The following is a 17,467-nucleotide window of genomic DNA, read 5'->3' as shown; positions in this document are numbered from 1 at the left end:
TGCTGCTCGTGGTCGCGCTGCTGGTGGCCGGTCACCTGACCCTCACGACCGCGGTGGCGGCCTTCGCGGTGGCGCAGGTCGGCGGGCTGGTGGCGATCATCATCGTCGCCCTGCGCGACCTGCGGCGCGCGCCGGCGTCGCCGGTGACGGCGGGGGTGGACGGCGTCCCGGTCGCCGCGGCGCTGCCGATGGGCAACGGCGAGGTACCGGCCGACCTGGACCAGCGTCCGCTCTGGCGGCTCGTGGCGTTCAACCTGCGCCACGGGGCACTCGGCCAGCTGTCGGCGGTCGCCTACTTCCTGCTGCTGCGCCTCGACCAGGGCCTGCTGGAACACTTCCGCGGCGCGACCGAGGTGGGTCTCTACTCGCTGGCCGTCTATGTGGGCGAACTCCTGTGGCTGCTGCCCGGCGCGCTGACCCCGTTGCTGGTGCACAGCTCGGCGGCCGATGCCAGCGACCCGCGGCGCGACCGCACGGCCGCACGCGCCGTGCGCATGGGAGTGGGGCTCACGCTTGCCGGGGCGCTGCCCCTGTTCCTGTTGGCGGTGCCGCTGCTCGAGCTGGCAGGCGGCGGCCAGTACGCGGCTTCCGGGCCGGCGCTGCGCGCCCTGCTGCCCGGCATCGTGGCGTTTGCGCCGGGCGTCGTGCTGGCCGGCGATTTCATCGGGCGCGGCCGGCCCCACTGGAACACGCAGGCCAGCGTGGTCACGGTCATCATCAACGTCGGGGTCGCCCTGGCCCTGATCCCGCGCCACGGCGCCGTGGGCGCCGCCTGGGCGAGCACCATCGCCTATGCCTGTGGCTCGGCAATCATGCTCTGGCGGTTCCGGCGCGCGACGGGGATGTCCCTGCGTGGGCTCGTTCTCGGCCGCCACCGGCGGCCCCTGCCTCTCTAGCCTCTTCCCGGGACGCCATCACCCTGCACGAACCGGCTCCCCGCGGCCGCGCGGCCGCATGCGCCTGCCTGGCGACGCCCACCTTGCCCCGCATCTGGCGGCGTTCCCGGCGCTTGGGAAGTTATCCACAAATAACTCAGGTGTTCCCGAATTTAGGGCATTGACATGCCCAGTGGGGGCGGATTATTGTGCCGCGGTGGCCAGTGGTGAAAAAAGGTGATTCACGGTGATTTCGGAGGTTGATGGCGGGGGCCGACGGATCGGCACAAGACGGACAGGATGTCCACTAACCCGCCATCAACCAACCACTTACGAAAACGGCCACGATAGCGACGCTTAAGCCTGAGCCGGGGGATGAACCGGGTGGACTCCAAGCCGACAACAGCAGCAGACGGGGGCTTCGCCTTCACCTTCCACGGGTCGTACACCCGTGCGGTGGATGCGAAGGGCCGCTTTGCCCTGCCGTTCCGGCTTCGTCAGGCCGGGTCCGACCAGGCCGAGGAAAAGTACATGGTGTCGCGGGGCGCCGACGGCACGCTCAGCCTGCAGCCCTTACGAGGTGTGGGTGGAGAACTTCAACCGCCTGCGGAACGAGCCGCCCAGCCAGAAGCTGCGCGACTACCTGCGGCGGATGTCGGCCAACAGCACGCAGGTGGCGGTCGATGCGCAGGGACGCGTGGCGATCGCCCCGGAGAAGCTGGCCGAGTACGGGATCGACAAGAAGATCACCGTGCTGGGCGTCGGTTCCTACATGGAGCTGTGGTCGCCGGAAGCGCTGGCCGCTCGCGGCCAGGACAACGCTGACGACGCGGCATTCGACGATGAGTTCTTCCGCTGACCTTCGGGCAGCGGCGGATGACCGGCGGCATGGAGGCCGGCCGGATACAGCCGGGCAGCAGGGGCGCCGACGGACCGGCGCCCGCCCGGCGTAGCCAAACGCGGTCCAGAGCACGGAATCTCGGCAGCACGCAACAGCAACGACGCACACGCACCGGGCCCACGGATGGGCCGCGCAGGGGGATGGATCCCGTGACACCGAGAGAGATGACCCGGCTGCCCGGCAGGCAGGAGGCCGCAGGCAACCATACGGAGATCTTGATTCGGCAGAACGACAAGGCTGTCTGGGTCACTCTCTCGGGTATCCTTGACCGGGCCGGCATGGAGAAGCTGATCGCAGGCGTGGCGCCGAAGCTCAACCGCCGCGGCGTGCGCATCGTGCTCGACGGCAGCCGGCTTTCCCACCTCGACTACCGCGCCACCGGCGCACTCGTGGCCTGGAACCGGCGGCTGCGCCTGTTCAACCACCAACTCTACCTGCACGGCTGGAGTGACTACCTGAAGGCGATCGTGGTCATGGAAGACTGGGATCGCGAACTGGGAGCCACGCCGACGGCCATGACCGCCTGGCGCCAGCCGGCCGGAGCGCACTCCGACGTCATGCCATGATCTCCGCGCCACATGTCCCGGTGCTGCGTGAGGAGACCCTGGGTCTCCTCGCGGCCGGACCGGGCCGGCGCATTATCGACGGCACCTTCGGATTCGGGGGCCACGCCGCCGGCCTGCTCGAGGCCGGCGCCGACGTTCTGGGCGTCGACCTCGACGCCGTCGCGCAGGCTGCCTGCCGCGACCTGGCCGCCACCCGGCCGCGGTTGCACTGCCACCACGGCTCCTTCCGCGATCTCGACGCCGCGCTGCGGTCGGTGGGCTGGGACGGGGTCGACGGCGTGCTGCTCGACCTGGGCGTCAGCTCGAAGCAGTTCGACGACCCGGCCAAGGGCTTCAGCTACCGCGCCGACGGGCCGCTCGACCTGCGCTTCGACCAGACGCGGGGACAGACCGCGGCCGACCTGTTGGTCGGGCTCGACGAGTCGGGAATCGCGGACCTGATCTGGCGCTGGGGCGAGGAGCGCGGCAGCCGTCACATCGCGCGACGGCTGGTCCAGAGCCGCGCCGAGGCGCCGCTGTCGACGACGACGCAGGTGCGCGAGGCCGTGAAGTCGGCCCTGCCGCGCGGCGTCAAGCCGGAGCCCGTGCTGAGCCGGGTCTTCCAGGCGTTGCGGATCGCCGTGAACGACGAGCTCGGCGCGCTCGCCGACGCGCTGGCGTCGATGCAGCGCGTGCTGCGGCCGGGCGGGCGCCTGGTCGTCATCTCGTACCACTCGCTCGAGGACCGGTTGGTGAAGCGGTTCATCGACCAGGAAAGGCGCGACTGCGTGTGCCCGCCGGACACGCCGGTCTGCGTCTGCCGTCACAAGGCGTGGCTGCGCCCGCTGACCCGCAAGGCGGTTGTCGCCTCGGCAGCGGAGCAGCACGTCAACGCGCGATCGCGCAGCGCCAGGCTGCGCGCCGCCGAGATCATCTGAATGAGGGCGGCAGGATGCCGCCCGCAAGGAGACAGCATGCGCAGGTGTTCCGGATATCCGCTGGCTCCCGTCGGTTCCCTGGCCGCCCGCCAGGGGGCGGCCATGGCCCATCGTCGCCGCGTCATGCGGGGGCGAAAGGGCCTGGTCGCCCTGGTTCTCGTGCTCGTGGCGGTGGTGCTGGGCGCCGCCGTGCATGTGACCAATGAAGTGACGGCCCTGCGCCGCCACATCGTCACGCTCGAGGCGCAGCGTCGGTGCGCCGAGGCGGAGCAGGCCGAACTGCTCGCCAAGTGGAATGCGGCCACGACCCTGCCCGTGCTGGTCGAGCGCGCGCAGAAGGAGCTCGGCCTGGAGGTGGGCGGCGTGCCCGGCGTCACGCTGATCGCCACGCGTACGGAACCCGGTCGGCAGCCCAGTCGCATCCGCCGCTTCCTGGGCGGGCTTGGCGGCGCCGACGCGGCACTGGCGGCGGAACCCGGCGGGGTCCGCAGTGAAGAATCGATGATCTCGCTCGAGCCGCGTCGCGGCGATGTGAGGGGGCGCTGATGTCAGGGCAGGATGCGCGCAATACGGGGGACAATCGGCTTCGCATCGTGCGGCTGGCAGTGGTCGCGTTCGGCGTCCTGCTGGCGCTGCGCGTCGTGCAGGTGCAGGTCGTGGAACACGAGCGCTGGCTTCAGCGCGCGAACGGGCAGTGGTCGCGTGAGGTCGTCATCGACGCCGAGCGCGGCAATCTCTACGACCGCAACGGCCGCCCGCTGGCCGTCTCGGTGACCACCACCCAGGTGGGCCTGACGCGCCGGTTCATGGAAAAGGACCCCAGGCTCGTCGCCGACCTGGCCGAAGTCACGGGTCGGCCCGAGGCCGAGGTGCGGCAGAAGATCGAGTCGACATCCAAGCCGCACATCGTGCTGGGCTCGGGCGTGGTCCTGTCGGCCGAGCAGCGGCAGCGGTTGCGGCGCTGGAAGTCCGTGACGCTCGACGAACGCTGTTCACGCTACTATCCGACCGACGGCATGGCGGCCAGCCTGGTCGGCTTCTATCGCCAGGATCCCGACGCGGTCCACGCCACCGGCCTGGAACTGAGCCTGGAAGAGGAACTGGCCGGCGAGCCGGGACTGGCGCGCGAGATCCAGACGGCGCAGCCGGGAGTCAAGCTGGGGCGCATCGTGCTGCAGAACGCCAGGCACGGCCGCAACCTCGTGCTCACGCTGGACGCCGGACTGCAGGAGATCTGCGAGCAGCGCCTGCTCGACGCCGTCACCACCACCAACGCCAAGGGCGGTTCGGTGCTGGTGCTCGATCCCTCGAACGGCGACGTCCTGGCCGCGGCCAGCTACCCGCTGATGGACACGCGCTCGAAGTCCCACGAGGACGGCGCCGTCTGGAACAACCGCAATTTCACGACGCAGTTCGAGCCGGGCTCGCTGTTCAAGATCTTCAGCGGCGCCGCGTTGCTGCACCACGGCGCCGTCGACACCGGCATGGTGTTCAACTGCGACAACAACTCGGGCTCGCCGTACGGCATCTCCAACGACAAGAACCACGACTACGGTCACCTCAGCTTCGGCGGCGCCATGGCCGTCTCGAGCAATGTCTACTTCGCCAAGGCCGCGATGCGCCTGGACGACGACAAGCTCTTCAGCGACCTGTCCGCCTTCGGCTTCGGCGAGCGCACGAAGTTTCCCTACAAGGCGCAGCCGCGCGAAGCCTGCGCAAGCCCGAGGAGTGGAACGGCGCCGACAAGCCCTGCATCTCCATCGGGCAGGCGGTGTCGGCCACGGCCGTGCAGCTGGGCATGGCCCTGTGCGCGGTGGCCAACGGCGGCACGTTGTACGCGCCGCGCTGCGTGAAGGAAGTTCGCGGCCGGGATGGCGGGGTCATCGAAGAGGTCCAGCCGGCGGCCCTGCGCCGCGTCATGGCCCCGCCCCTGGCCGACGTCCTGCGGGGCGCGATGAAGCGCGTCGTCGCCGAAGGTACCGGCTCGGGCACGAAGCTCGATTGGATCGCGAGCGGCGGCAAGACCGGCACGGCACAGAAGAGCCGCGACGGCCACGGCTACACCGCGGGTGCGTACATGTCCAGCTTCGGCGGCATCGTGCCCATCGACGACCCGCGCCTGGTGGTGCTCGTGGTGCTGGACGAACCGGATTGGACGCACCACTACGCCTCGCAGAGCGCCGTGCCGCTGTACCGCGGCGTGATCGAGGACATCCGCCGCTGCACCGACTGGCTGAGCGATGCTCCCGGTGATCGCACCGGCCCGGTGGTGCTGCCGGATCCGCTGCAGTTGGTGGAAGTGCCCGATGTGCTGTACCTTCGCGCGGCGCACGCGAACGACCGTCTCGGCGCCGCCGGCCTGCGCAGCGTCGGTGACGAGCGCGACGGCGTGGTGGTCGGCCAGGTGCCGGCCGCCGGCACGCGATGCGAGGCGGGCACGACCGTGACGCTGACGATCGCCGGCCGGAAGCCGGCCATGGCCGCCGCGCCGGCGGCGGGCGATCTCTGTCCCGACTTCACGGGCATGAGCAACCGCCAGATCCGGAGCCTGGCTGCACGCCTCGGCCTGCAGGTGGTCATCGAAGGCGTCGGCTATGCCAGTGCGCAGGATGTGGAGCCGAACGGCCCGCGGCCCGAAGGGCCCATCACCGTCACCATGGAGACGACGTGGAACTGACCCTGGCCGCGCTCTGCCGTGGAATTCCCGGGCTCGAGGACGGACCACGCGCCGATGCGGTCGTCACGCGGGTGACGGCCGACTCGCGTGAGGCCGGTCCCGGCGTGCTGTTCGTGGCCGTCCACGGCTCGTCGGGCGACGGCCACGCCTTTGCCGCAGCGGCGCTCGAGGCCGGCTGCCCGGCGGTCGTGGTGCAGGACCGCCAGGCCGTGCCCGGCGCCGCGCCCGGCCGCGTGCTCGTGGCCGGCGATACGCGACCCATGCCGGCCCTGCTGGCGCGACGGCTGGCGGGCGACCCGGACCTGACGCTGAAGACGGCCGCCGTGACCGGCACCAACGGCAAGACCACGACCGCGTTCCTGCTGCGGGCGCTGCTGGGCGCCGTGCACGGTCGCTGCGGACTGGTCGGGACCATCGAGTACGACGACGGTCGCGAGCGGCGGCCGGCCCCGTTGACCACGCCCGGTGGTCCGGTGTTCTTCGAACTGCTCGGCCGCATGCTGCGCAACGGCTGTCGCGGCGTCGCCATGGAGATCTCGTCGCACGCGCTGGACCAGGGCCGCACCGCGGGTCTGGAACTGGATGTCGCGGTGATGACGAACCTCGGCCGCGATCACCTCGACTACCACGGCGACATGGCCCGGTACCTGGCCGCCAAAGCGCGCATCATCGAGCTGCTGCGCCCAGCCGTGGCCGGCGCTCCCGCCGGCGCCGTGATCATCAACCGGCAGGACGAACAGCTGCGCACGGTGGATGTGTCGCGTTGCCGCCACATCGGCTTCGCGGCCGACCCGCGGCAGCCGGCCCACGACGCCGAACTGCGCGTGGTTGCCGCGACGCTGCGCATGGACGGCACGCACCTGGAACTGGATTGGCAGGGTCGGCGCCTCGGGCTGGACAGCCCGCTGGTGGGCCGCTTCAACGTGGAGAACCTGACGGCGGCCCTGGCTGCCGGCCTCGCGCTCGGCTGCGAGGCGGAGGCCTGCTGCGCGGCGCTGGCTGCGGTACCGCAGGTGCCGGGCCGGCTCGCACGCCTGTCGCTCCCGAACGGGGCGATCGCCGTCGTGGACTACGCGCACACGCACGATGCGCTGGCCGCCGTGCTGGGCGCCTGTCGCGAACTGACCGACGGCCGGCTGCTGGCGGTGTTCGGCTGCGGCGGCGACCGCGATCGCGGCAAGCGACCGCTGATGGGAGCGGTCGTGGCGCGCGACGCCGACCTGGCCTGGATCACCTCCGACAACCCGCGCGGCGAGGAACCGGCCTCGATCTGCGCCCAGATCGCCGAGGGATTCGCGGCGCAACCCGAGCCGCGCGCGCGACTCAGCCGCGTGGTCGTGGACCGTCGCAGCGCCATCCACGAGGCGCTGGCGGCCGCGCTGCCCGGCGACATCGTCATCGTCGCGGGCAAGGGGCACGAGGACTACCAGCTTGTCGGCGACCGGCGCCTGGACTTCGACGACCGGCAGGTCATCCGCGACTGGGTGCGGGAGCAGGGCGCGTGAGCGCGCCCGGCGGCATCCTGCTGGCGACCGCGGTCGCGGACCTGCGGGGGGCCGGGCTTCTCACCGGTATCCTGACGGGCGGGGCGGCGGGGCTGGCGATGTCGCCGGAGCCCCCGGAAGGCGCCTGGTTCGCCGGTGCAGGACTCGATTCGCGGCGGCTTGCGCCCGGGCAGCTGTTCGTGGCGCTGCGGGGCGAGAATGTCGATGGCCGCGCCTACGCGGCCGGGGCGGTGGCCGCCGGGCACTGGGTGCTGACGCGGGAGTGGGACGGCGGCGGCGCCGAACCGCTGGCCGGATCGCCTGCGCCCGCCTCGGCGGGCGTGTTGCTCAGCAACGACCCCGACGCGGCACTGGCGGCGCTCGCCGCTGCGTACCGGCGGCGCCTGACCGCGCTGACCGTGGTCGGGATCACCGGCACCAACGGCAAGACCACGACCAAGGATTTCGTGCGCGCCGCGCTGGCGGGCGCCGGGCCGGTCACGGCGACTGCGGGCAACCTCAACAACCGCCTCGGCGTGCCGTTGACGCTGCTGGGCCTCGATGCGGGTCTCCGCTTCGCGGTCATCGAGATGGGGGCCTCGGCGGTGGGCGACATCGCCCGGCTGGCCGGCCTGGCCCGGCCGGAAGTGGGCATCATCACGAACGCGTCGCCGGCGCACCTGGCGGAGTTCGGCTCGCTCGACGGCATCATCCAGGGCAAGGGCGAACTGCTCGATGCCCTGCCGCCCGACGGCATCGCCGTGCTGAACGCCGACAGCCCGGGCTTCGACCGGTGGCTGGCGCGCGCCCGCTGTCCCGTCGTGAGCGTGGGACGCCAGGGCGGCGATCATCGCTGGACGTGGCGCGCGGGTGAGGCCGACGGGCCTGCCGAACTGGTTCTCGACGGACGGTCGTGGCCGGTGCCGCTGCCCGGCGAACACAATGCCGCCAACCTGGCGGCGGCGATCCTGGCCGCACGTGCGGCCGGCGCCGACGACGAGGCGATTGCCCGCGGGCTGGCCGGCTTCCGGGGCTCGCCGCACCGAGCGGTCCTGCTGCGCATCGGCGGGCGGCTGGTGCTCGACGACGCCTACAACGCCAATCCCGGCAGCATGGCGGCTGCCGCGCGCGCGGTGGCGGCGCTGCCCGGCGCCGGTTGCGCCGTGGCCGTCCTGGGCGCCATGGCCGAACTGGGCCCTGACAGCGTTGAGATCCACCGGCAGACCGGGCGGCAGGTGGCGGCCGCCGGCGTGCAGGTGCTGGTGGCGGTCGGGGAAAATGCGCGCGGGCTCCGTGAAGGCTTTGACGCGGCGGGCGGAACCGGTCATTATTGCGCATCCGTCGAAGAGGCGGCGGCGCTGCTGGCTGGAATCACGGCGCCGGGGGACCGCCTTCTGGTCAAGGGCTCGCGCAGCGCCGGCATGGAACGGCTGCTGGCCCTGCTCGAGACCTCGTTCGGCTGAGGACTGAGCCGCGGTCGAATCCGGAACCATTGGCAAGGAAGCCATGTTCTACCATCTTCTGTATCCGCTGCACCAGTACTGGTCGGCATTCAATGTCTTCAAGTACATCACCTTCCGGTCCGCGTACGCCACCGTCACGGCGCTGCTCATCTGCTTCCTGCTCGGCAACTGGGTGATCCGTCGCCTGGCCGCGATGCAGATCGGCGAGGAGATCCGCGAGGACGGGCCGCAGTCGCACCAGAAGAAGAAGGGCACGCCCACGATGGGTGGCGTGCTGGTGCTGACCGCGATCGTCATCCCGACGCTCCTGTGGGCCGACCTGACGAACCGGTACGTGCAGCTGGCGCTGCTGGGCACGGTCTGGATGGGCGCCATCGGCTTCATCGACGACTACCTGAAGGTGGTCAAGAAGCGTCGCAAGGGCATGATCGGGCGCTTCAAGCTGGTGGGGCAGGTCAGCTACGGCCTGCTGCTGGGCATCATCCTGATCTACACCGGCGGCAACGATCCGATGCTCACCAAGACCAGCGTGCCGTTCCTGAAGGACGTCTTCATCAACTGGGGACCGTTCTACATCCCGCTCGTGATCCTCGTCGTCACCGGCGCGAGCAACGCCGTGAACCTGACCGACGGGCTCGACGGCCTGGCCATCGGCCTCAGTTCGCTCGCATTCGCAGCCTACGCGGTGCTGGCCTACCTCAGCGGCCACGCCGCCTTCGCGCAGTACCTCAACACGCCGCACCTGCCGCTGGCGGGCGAGCTGACCATCTACTGCGCCTCGGTGGTCGGCGCCGGTCTGGGCTTCCTGTGGTTCAATGCGCATCCGGCCCGCGTCTTCATGGGCGACACCGGCAGCCTTGCGCTGGGCGGAGCACTGGGTACGGTGGCCATCCTGGTCAAGCGTGAGTTCCTGCTGGTGGTGCTCGGCGGCATGTTCGTGGCCGAGGCCCTCTCGGTGATGCTGCAGGTCGTGTACTTCAAGCGCACCGGCGGCAAGCGGCTGTTCCGCATGGCGCCGCTGCATCACCATTTCGAACTGCTCGGCTGGTCCGAGACGCAGGTTGTCGTCAGGTTCTGGATCGTCGGCGTCCTCATGCTCCTGCTGGGCATGTCGTCGATCAAGCTGCAGTAGGCCGCGTCGCGCGCGGCATCCGAAGGGCGGCGGCAGGGCACATGCGGTTGGAGGGGACACGCTGCTGGGTGATCGGGCTGGCGCGCAGCGGCTGCGCCGCCGGTGCCCTGCTGCGTCGTCACGGGGCTGCGGTGCTCGGCCTGGACGATGCGGACACGGCGACGCTGACCGCCCGCTGGGAACGCGAAGGACTGGCCGCGACCGCGGCCGGCTGCTTCGACGAGGTGCGCGACGGCGGTCGCGAACCGGACGGCGCCTGGGCCCGGCCCGGGCTGGTCGTCATCAGCCCGGGCGTGCCGGGCACGCACCCGCGCCTGCAGGCCCTGCCGACAGGCGTGCCGGTGATCGGCGAGCTGGAGCTCGGCGCGCGCTTCTGCCGAGCGCAGTCGGCGGCCATCACGGGCACCAACGGCAAGTCGACCACCACCGAGCTGCTGGCGAACCTCGTGCGCGCCGCAGGCCGCCGCGGCGAGGCGCTGGGCAACGTGGGGCGCCCGCTGTGCCTGGTGGCCGAGGAGCTGGAGCCCGACGATGTCGCCGTGCTGGAAGTCAGCTCGTTCCAGCTGGAGAGCGTCGAGACGTTCCGCCCGCGCGTGGGCGCGGTGCTGAACCTGGCGCCGGACCACCTGGACCGCTACCCGGACCTGGCCTCGTACTACGCGGCCAAGCAGCGGCTGGCGGGGCTGCTGCCGGCCGAGGGCCTGTTCGTGACCTGGACGCGTTGCCCGGAGGCCATGGCCTGGCCGACCGCCGCCAGGCGGCTGTGGTTCGGCGACGAGGCCGACGGCGCCGGTGTCTTCTTCCGCGCCGGGCAACTGTGGGCCGGATCCGGTGACCGGCCGGCGCAGCCGTTGCTGGCCGAGGCCGAGCTGGCGCAACGCTCGCCGACCAATCGCCTGAATGCACTGGCCGCGGTGGCCATGGGCCTGGGACTGGACCTGCCGCCCGAGTCAATGGCCGCCGGCCTGCGCACGTTCGCTGGCCTGGCCGACCGGCACGAACTGGTGGGCGTGCGCGGCGGCGTGCGCTTCGTCAACGACACCAAGGCCACGAACGTGCACGCGGTGTGCGCGGGTCTGGCCGACCACCACGGACAGGTGGTGCTCATTGCCGGCGGCAGCGGCAAGGGCGAGGACTACGCGCCGTTGCGCGAGGTGATGGGTTCGGTGCGCCACGTGGTGCTGATCGGCGCCGAAGGACCGGCGATCGGTCGTGCACTGGCGGGCGTCGTGCCGCTGAGCACGGCCCCCGACATGGACCAGGCCGTGGCGCAGGCCGCGCAACTGGCCGAGCCCGACGCGACCGTGCTGCTGAGCCCGGCCTGCGCCAGTTTCGACATGTTCGCCAACTACAAGGCGCGCGGGGCGGCATTTGCCGCCGCGGCGCTGAAGGCGGGGGCGCGGCGCCCGTAAGGGGCACGGCGGCAGCCGCAAAGGACACCGGCATCGACCACGGAGGGTCGCATGAACCGCACGATTCGCGAGATGATCGGGGCCTTCGAAGGTTCGGACGGCTGGCTGCTGGGATCGGCCGGCCTGCTGCTGTTCATGGGTGTATTCGTGGTCTACGGGGCCGGCAGCTCGAACCTGGACGGGCACAGTTCGCCGCTCGGCCAGCATTTCGTCGTCATCAAGCACCTGATGATGATCGGCCTGGGCGGGGCCCTGCTGCTGGCGTTGTCGCACATCGACTACCACGTGTGGCGGCACCCCTGGCTGAACCGTTCGGCGCTGGGCCTGTCGTACTTCCTTGTCGCGCTGACCCTGGTCATGGTGCGGCGCGATGACGAGGGCAACCGCCTGATCACCCGCTGGCTGAGCATCGGCGGCTTCTCGCTGCAGCCGGTGGAGCTGGCGAAGATGGCGCTGGTGATGTTCATGGCCGAACGCCTGACCACGGTCCGCACCACCGGCCGGGCGCCGGGCCGGCCGCTGCTGTGGACGCTGGCAGCCGGGCCGCTGCTGCTCATGCTGCTCCTGGCCATGCAGCCCAACTACGGCAACATGATGGTCGTGGGCGGCATCACCGTGCTCATGCTGTTCATCACCGCGAGCGCCGACCGCTGGCTGCGCTGGCTGTCGCTGGGGGCGCCGGTGGCTGCGGCCCTTGCCTACCTGATCGTCCCGAAGATCCACCATCGCGTGAACCAGATGTTCGCCGGCTTCAACGGCGGCTCGTTCGGCCACCAGGTCGACCAGTCGTTGATCGGCCTGGGCGCCGGCGGCGCGCGCGGCCTGGGCGTGGGACAGAGCCACAACAAGTACGCGTTCCTGCCCGAGGCGCACACCGACTTCATCTACTCCGTCCTGGGCGAGGAGATGGGCCTGGTCGGTTCGCTTGGCGTGATCATCCTGCTGATGGTCTTCGTCTGGCGCGGCCTGGTGATCGCGCAGCGCGCGCCCGATGCGTTCGGCCGTGCGCTGGCCGCGGGCCTGACCGGCGGCCTTGCCATCTACGGCATCACGAACCTGGCGATGGTCACAGGGCTGTTCCCGGTCGTCGGCGTGCCGCTGCCGTTCGTCAGCTTCGGCGGCACGGCCATGCTGGCGGGCCTGGCCTCGATCGGGCTGCTGCTCAGCATCGACCGCCGCAGCCGCTCGCACCAGGTGTACCGGCGACGGTGGGAACGCGGCGGCGTCTCGTGAGCGACGCGCGCGTCCGCATCCTGATCACCGGTGGCGGCACCGGTGGTCACGTCTACCCGGGCCTGGCCGTGGCCGAGCAGCTGCGGAGGCTGGCTCCGGGCGCGGAGATCCGCTTCGTGGGCACGAGCCGGGGAATCGAATCGACGCTGGTGCCGAAGGCCGGCTGGCCGTTCACGGCGGTGGCGGCCTCGGGCTTCCGCGGCCTGGGCCTGGTGGCGCGGCTCCGTTTTCTGGTAAACTTCGCGCTCGGCGGCCTGGGCAGCCTGGGGCTCCTGCTGCGCTGGCGGCCGGCCGTGGTGCTGGGCACCGGCGGCTACGTGAGCGCGCCGGTGATCGCCGCCGCGCGGCTGCTCGGCATCGCCTGCGCGGTGCAGGAACAGAACGCGATCCCCGGCTCGGTGAACCGGTTCGTCGGCCGCTGGGCGCGGCGGGTGTACCTGGGTTTCGCCGGCGCGGCGCGCTGGTTTCCCGATGGCCGCTGCGTGGCCACGGGCAATCCCGTGCGCGGGGCGATGGCGGCCGCCGCCGCGGGCGAACCACGGCCCCTGCCGGCCGGCAGCGAGCGGCACGTGCTGGTCTTCGGGGGCAGCGGCGGCGCCGCGACGCTCAATCGCGCCGTGGCGCAGGCTGCCGCCGGCTGGAACGGACGGCCCGGCCTGACGATGCTGGTGCAGACCGGACCGCGCGAACACGCGGCGACGTCGGCCACAGTGGCGGCCGCGGCTCCGGCCGGGAACCTGGTCGTGGTGCCGTACATCGACGACATGGCGGGCGAACTGGCGCGCGCCGACCTGGTGGTGTGCCGTGCCGGCGCCATGACGCTGGCCGAACTGCACTGCCTGGGCAAGCCCGCGTTGCTGGTGCCGTTCCCGCACGCGACCGACAACCACCAGTTGCGCAATGCGCGCGACTGCGAGGAGGCCGGCGCCGCGGTGGTGCTGGTGGACGATGAATGCGACGGCCCTCGCCTGGCGGCGCAGGTCGATGCGCTGCTGGCGGACCCGGTGCGCCTGGAGGCGCTGGGGCGCGCGGCCCGCCGGCTGGGACGTCCCCATGCGGCCGCGGTGATCGCCGCCGACGTGCTGGCCCTGGCCGGTCACGCGGCAGGGCGTGCCGAACCTGTCCTGACCCGGGAGAATTGAACTTGTTCCGCAACACACGACACATCCACTTGGTGGCCATCGGCGGCGTCGGCATGAGCGGCATCGCCGAAGTGCTGCTGAACCTCGGCTTCAAGGTGAGCGGCAGCGACCTGCACCGCACCGCGGTGACGGACCGCCTGGAGAAGCTGGGCGCCCGCATCGACGTCGGGCATGCGGCGGAGAACGTGCGCGGGGCCGACGTGGTGGTGCGATCCTCGGCGGTGACCGAGGCAAACTGCGAGGTGGCGGCGGCGCGTGCGGCGCGCCTGCCGGTCATCCGCCGGGCCGAGATGCTGGCCGAACTGATGCGCCTGAAGCACGGCGTGGCCGTGGCCGGTTCGCACGGCAAGACGACGACGACGACGCTGGTGGCCGCGGTGCTGGATGCGGGAGGCCTGGACCCCACGGTGATCGTGGGCGGCAAGATCCGTTCGGTCGGTACCGGGGCCGTGCTCGGCGCCGGCCCGCACCTGGTGGCCGAGGCCGACGAGAGCGACGGCTCGTTCCTGCACCTGACGCCGACCATCGCCGTGGTGACGAACATCGACCTCGAGCACGTCGACCACTACCCGGACCTCGAGACGCTGACGGAGGCGTTCCACGAGTTCCTGCGGCGCGTACCGTTCTACGGAGCGTGTGTCGTCTGCGCCGACGACCCCAACGTACGCGCCCTGCTGCCGCTGCTGCAGCGCAAGACCATCACCTACGGCCTGGCGCGCGAGGCCGAGGTGCGCGCCGATCCCGGCACCATCGTCGAGGATGCCGAGGGCCAGGAGGCCGTGGTCTGGGCCTTCGGTCGCGAACTGGGCCCGCTGCGCCTGAAGCTGCGCGGCCGCCACAATCTTCAGAATGCGCTGGCCGCCGTTGCAGTCGGCCTTGAGCTGGAGATCCCGTTCGCGCGCATTGCCGCCGGTCTCGAGGGCAGCCGCGGCGTCGGCCGCCGTTGCGAGGAGTACGGCGAGCACGGCGGCGTGCTGGTGATCGACGACTACGGCCACCATCCCACCGAGATCGGCGCCGTGATGGCCGTGGCGCGCGGTTTCGGCCGGCCGGTGTCGGTGCTGTTCCAGCCGCACCGCTACTCGCGTACGGAGCGGTTCGCACGCGAGTTCGCCGACTCCCTGGCCGGCGCCGACGCGGTGGGCCTGCTGCCGGTATATGCGGCGGGCGAGGAGCCGCGGCCGGGCGGCGACAGCGCCGCCATCGCCGCGGGACTCGCCGCCAAGGGCCGTACGGTGGACCTGCTGGGGGGCCATGACGACATCAAGGCCTGGCTCGACCGGCGCGCTGCCGCCGGCGCCCTGGTGCTGACGCTCGGGGCCGGCGACATCGGGCGGCAGGTCGAGAACATCTGCTCACATCTGGATGCGCGCGGGGCGCCGCGCGCCGGAAAGCGCTCGTGAACACGGACCTGACCGAACCCGGGGGCGAACGCCCCGCCGCCAGGCCGAGGCCGCGTCGCGACGTGGTCTTCGCGGTGCGTCGCGCCACGCCCGTGCGCCGGCGTGTGCCGTGGCGGCGCTGGGTGGCAGGCGCGGTCATCGTCCTGGTCGCCGGCGCGGGTGGCTGGTGGTTGACGCAGAGCGGTGTCTTCGCCGTCTCGCGCGTGGGGACGGGGGCCTATCGCTTCACCGACGAGAGGGCGCTCAAGTCGGCGCTGACGCCGCTCCTGGGACGCAACCTGTGGGCCCTGGGCGCGGGCGACGTGAAGAAGGCGCTGGCGCCGCTGCCATGGGTGCGCGAGGTGTACGTGCAGCGCCGGTTGCCCGGCGCGGTGGACCTGGAACTGATCGAGTGGCGCCCGCTGCTCGTTGTGGCCGAGACCGGTGCGCCCGCCGATGCGCCGACGCTTGTCCTCGTTGAGGACGGGCGCGTGCTGCCGTTCCCGCCGCGGCTGCCGGCGCCCGACCTGCCGGTGCGCACCTGCAGGCTCGTCGAGCGCAGCGCGAACGGCCCGGCGCGGTTGCCGGCAGAAAGCGTGCCGTCGGTACTGGAACTGGTCGCGGCCCTGGAGTCGAGCGGCCTCGAAGCCGTGAAGCCGGTCGATTTCGTCGTGGCCGGCCCCGAGGGATTCGGGGTCGTGCTGCGTGGCAGGGAAGCCACGCTGCTGGTGGGCCGCGAGGAGTTCGCCGATCGCCTCACGCGCTACCTGACGGCGCGCGCTCACGTGGACTCGAACCTGGTTGTCGACCTGAGGTTCAAGGACCGGCTTACGGTAAGGCCGCAGCCGGTTGTCGAGGATGAGGACGAGGACAAGGACAACGCGGAAGGCGACGAAGCGGCCGACGGTGACGTCCCGTCGGGCCCCGCGTCCGCCGCCGCCAGGAAGAACAAGCCCGCCACCAAGGAGCGCGCATGAGCCAGGGAAGGCTGATTGTCGCCTGTGATTTCGGCACCACCATGTTCCGCGCCATCGTCACCGAGGTGGACGAGGATGGCTCGTTCAAGGTGATCGGCCACGCCGAGGAGCCCGCGCAGGGCTTCCACGACGGCGATTTCATCGACCTCGGCGCCGGGTCCGGCTGCATTGCGCGGCTCATGGCGCACGTGGAGGAAGCCGCCGACATCTTCGTCACGGGCTTCGCCTACAACATCAGCGGCTCGCACCTGCGCTCGGTGCGGGCCACGGCGCAGCTGCCCATCGGCCCGGGGCCGCGGCCGATCCGCCATTCGGACCTGGACGAGGCGCGAACGCGCGCCAGCGCCATGGCCATTCCCTTCGATCATCAGATCCTCTCCGTGACGCCGGTCGAGTATGCGGTCGACCGCGTGCGCGGTGTCATCGACCCGGTGGGGCGCGTGGGCAGCCAGCTCGAGATGCAGGCGCACCTCATCACCGGTTCGCGCAGCGTGCTGCACAACATCGAAAACGCCATCACCACCGCCAAGTACAAGCCCCTGGGCGAGGAGATCGACATCCTGGCCGTGGGCGCTGCACTACTGACCGCGCGCGACCGCAATGAAGGCACCATGCTGATCGACGTGGGCGGCCAGGCCACGAACTGGGCGGTCTATCGCAAGGGCGCGATCCTGGCCAGCGGCACGGTGGCGCTCGGCGGCTGGCACCTGACCGGCGACCTGGCGCACGGCCTGCGCATCCCGCGCGAGGAGGCCGAGCAGGTCAAGCGCACCCGGGGCGTGGTGCTGCGGAGCCTGGTCGACCAGGTGCCCATCGAGATCCTGTTCGAGGAGCGCCGGCCCGCCGAGACGCCGGGCCTGGTCGCGGCCATCCTCGAACCGCGCATGGAAGAGATCTTCACCTGGGTCAAGAACGACTTCGGCGATGCCCGTGAGCTGGCCGCCCTCAAGGCCGGGGTCGTGCTCACCGGCGGCGGCAGCCGCTGCCGCGGCACGCGCGCGCTGTGCGAAGAGGTGCTCGACCTGCCGGTGCGGCGGGCCTACACGCCGGCCGGCCTGAAGGATGCCGCCAGCCTGCCCGACGGCCAGTGGGCCACGGCGCTGGGCCTGAGCCTGCTGTACGCCGTGGGCGAGGATGACTCTCCCCGCGAGGAGGAACAGGGCGGCGGCAGCTGGCTCGGCCGGCTCCGCGGCCGGCTCCGGCGCCCGTCCCGGCCGGAGGAACTCGCCGCCGAAGCCTGAGATCAAAAAATTCCTTGAGGTCGCCGATTCGGTGTGTTAAAGGATTGCGAACGCAGTCCCCGCAG

General features: G+C 71.5%; 16 protein-coding genes. All 16 read left to right on the top strand.

Annotated features, from left to right (window positions below):
* Positions 1-8: 8 nt before the first annotated feature.
* The 16 genes from IPG61_02885 (at position 9) to ftsA (ending at position 17,402) form a co-directional block, all read left to right on the top strand.
* Complete coding sequence (locus IPG61_02885) at positions 9-896, top strand: polysaccharide biosynthesis C-terminal domain-containing protein (GenBank protein MBK6733036.1); 888 nt, start codon at positions 9-11, stop codon at positions 894-896.
* A 565-nt stretch (positions 897-1,461) separates the two neighbouring features.
* Positions 1,462-1,734, top strand: coding sequence for a division/cell wall cluster transcriptional repressor MraZ (locus IPG61_02880; protein ID MBK6733035.1), 273 nt, complete (start codon positions 1,462-1,464; stop codon positions 1,732-1,734).
* A 191-nt stretch (positions 1,735-1,925) separates the two neighbouring features.
* Positions 1,926-2,342, top strand: coding sequence for an STAS domain-containing protein (locus tag IPG61_02875; protein ID MBK6733034.1), 417 nt, complete (start codon positions 1,926-1,928; stop codon positions 2,340-2,342).
* Positions 2,339-3,259: a 16S rRNA (cytosine(1402)-N(4))-methyltransferase RsmH gene (rsmH, locus tag IPG61_02870; GenBank protein ID MBK6733033.1), complete on the top strand. Its 921-nt coding sequence runs from the start codon at positions 2,339-2,341 to the stop codon at positions 3,257-3,259. Before IPG61_02875 ends, rsmH begins: the two co-directional genes overlap by 4 nt.
* Positions 3,260-3,295: 36 nt before the next feature.
* Positions 3,296-3,805 carry a hypothetical protein gene (locus IPG61_02865; GenBank protein ID MBK6733032.1) on the top strand — a complete coding sequence of 170 codons (510 nt, stop codon included), beginning with the start codon at positions 3,296-3,298 and terminating at the stop codon, positions 3,803-3,805.
* Positions 3,805-5,112 carry a hypothetical protein gene (locus IPG61_02860; protein ID MBK6733031.1) on the top strand — a complete coding sequence of 436 codons (1,308 nt, stop codon included), beginning with the start codon at positions 3,805-3,807 and terminating at the stop codon, positions 5,110-5,112. The genes IPG61_02865 and IPG61_02860 overlap by 1 nt, the downstream gene beginning before the upstream one ends.
* Entirely contained in the window at positions 5,058-5,936 is an 879-nt protein-coding gene (locus tag IPG61_02855) for a PASTA domain-containing protein (GenBank protein MBK6733030.1), read from the top strand. The genes IPG61_02860 and IPG61_02855 overlap by 55 nt, the downstream gene beginning before the upstream one ends.
* Positions 5,927-7,441 carry a UDP-N-acetylmuramoyl-L-alanyl-D-glutamate--2,6-diaminopimelate ligase gene (locus tag IPG61_02850; GenBank protein ID MBK6733029.1) on the top strand — a complete coding sequence of 505 codons (1,515 nt, stop codon included), beginning with the start codon at positions 5,927-5,929 and terminating at the stop codon, positions 7,439-7,441. Before IPG61_02855 ends, IPG61_02850 begins: the two co-directional genes overlap by 10 nt.
* Positions 7,438-8,883: a UDP-N-acetylmuramoyl-tripeptide--D-alanyl-D-alanine ligase gene (gene murF / locus IPG61_02845; GenBank protein MBK6733028.1), complete on the top strand. Its 1,446-nt coding sequence runs from the start codon at positions 7,438-7,440 to the stop codon at positions 8,881-8,883. The genes IPG61_02850 and murF overlap by 4 nt, the downstream gene beginning before the upstream one ends.
* A 43-nt stretch (positions 8,884-8,926) precedes the next feature.
* Positions 8,927-10,015, top strand: a complete 1,089-nt coding sequence (locus tag IPG61_02840; protein MBK6733027.1) for a phospho-N-acetylmuramoyl-pentapeptide-transferase — start codon at positions 8,927-8,929, stop codon at positions 10,013-10,015.
* Between the two features lie 41 nt (positions 10,016-10,056).
* A complete protein-coding gene (gene murD / locus IPG61_02835) occupies positions 10,057-11,427 on the top strand; it encodes a UDP-N-acetylmuramoyl-L-alanine--D-glutamate ligase (GenBank protein ID MBK6733026.1) in 1,371 nt (456 codons plus the stop codon).
* A 51-nt stretch (positions 11,428-11,478) separates the two neighbouring features.
* Positions 11,479-12,660: an FtsW/RodA/SpoVE family cell cycle protein gene (locus IPG61_02830; protein MBK6733025.1), complete on the top strand. Its 1,182-nt coding sequence runs from the start codon at positions 11,479-11,481 to the stop codon at positions 12,658-12,660.
* A complete protein-coding gene (gene murG / locus IPG61_02825) occupies positions 12,657-13,802 on the top strand; it encodes an undecaprenyldiphospho-muramoylpentapeptide beta-N-acetylglucosaminyltransferase (protein MBK6733024.1) in 1,146 nt (381 codons plus the stop codon). The genes IPG61_02830 and murG overlap by 4 nt, the downstream gene beginning before the upstream one ends.
* Positions 13,803-13,804: 2 nt before the next feature.
* The gene (locus IPG61_02820; protein ID MBK6733023.1) at positions 13,805-15,205 is read left to right on the top strand and encodes a UDP-N-acetylmuramate--L-alanine ligase; all 1,401 of its coding nucleotides are present in this window, start codon (positions 13,805-13,807) and stop codon (positions 15,203-15,205) included.
* Positions 15,202-16,161 (top strand): FtsQ-type POTRA domain-containing protein, encoded by a 960-nt coding sequence (locus tag IPG61_02815; GenBank protein ID MBK6733022.1) that lies wholly within the window; start codon positions 15,202-15,204, stop codon positions 16,159-16,161. Before IPG61_02820 ends, IPG61_02815 begins: the two co-directional genes overlap by 4 nt.
* Complete coding sequence (gene ftsA / locus IPG61_02810; protein ID MBK6733021.1) at positions 16,158-17,402, top strand: cell division protein FtsA; 1,245 nt, start codon at positions 16,158-16,160, stop codon at positions 17,400-17,402. The genes IPG61_02815 and ftsA overlap by 4 nt, the downstream gene beginning before the upstream one ends.
* The last annotated feature ends 65 nt before the right edge of the window (positions 17,403-17,467 follow it).

Source organism: bacterium (assembly GCA_016703265.1).
GTDB lineage: Bacteria > Krumholzibacteriota > Krumholzibacteriia > LZORAL124-64-63 > LZORAL124-64-63 > CAINDZ01.
This window is presented reverse-complemented; position numbering and strand designations above follow the sequence as displayed.

What these genes read in the sequence shown, in the direction of transcription:
- rsmH (MBK6733033.1), top strand. Translation starts at nt 2,339, where the DNA reads ATGATCTCCGCGCCACATGTCCCGGTGCTGCGTGAGGAGACCCTGGGT.
- IPG61_02865 (MBK6733032.1), top strand. Translation starts at nt 3,296, where the DNA reads ATGCGCAGGTGTTCCGGATATCCGCTGGCTCCCGTCGGTTCCCTGGCC.
- IPG61_02860 (MBK6733031.1), top strand. Translation starts at nt 3,805, where the DNA reads ATGTCAGGGCAGGATGCGCGCAATACGGGGGACAATCGGCTTCGCATC.
- IPG61_02855 (MBK6733030.1), top strand. Translation starts at nt 5,058, where the DNA reads ATGGCCCTGTGCGCGGTGGCCAACGGCGGCACGTTGTACGCGCCGCGC.
- IPG61_02840 (MBK6733027.1), top strand. Translation starts at nt 8,927, where the DNA reads ATGTTCTACCATCTTCTGTATCCGCTGCACCAGTACTGGTCGGCATTC.
- murD (MBK6733026.1), top strand. Translation starts at nt 10,057, where the DNA reads ATGCGGTTGGAGGGGACACGCTGCTGGGTGATCGGGCTGGCGCGCAGC.
- IPG61_02830 (MBK6733025.1), top strand. Translation starts at nt 11,479, where the DNA reads ATGAACCGCACGATTCGCGAGATGATCGGGGCCTTCGAAGGTTCGGAC.
- ftsA (MBK6733021.1), top strand. Translation starts at nt 16,158, where the DNA reads ATGAGCCAGGGAAGGCTGATTGTCGCCTGTGATTTCGGCACCACCATG.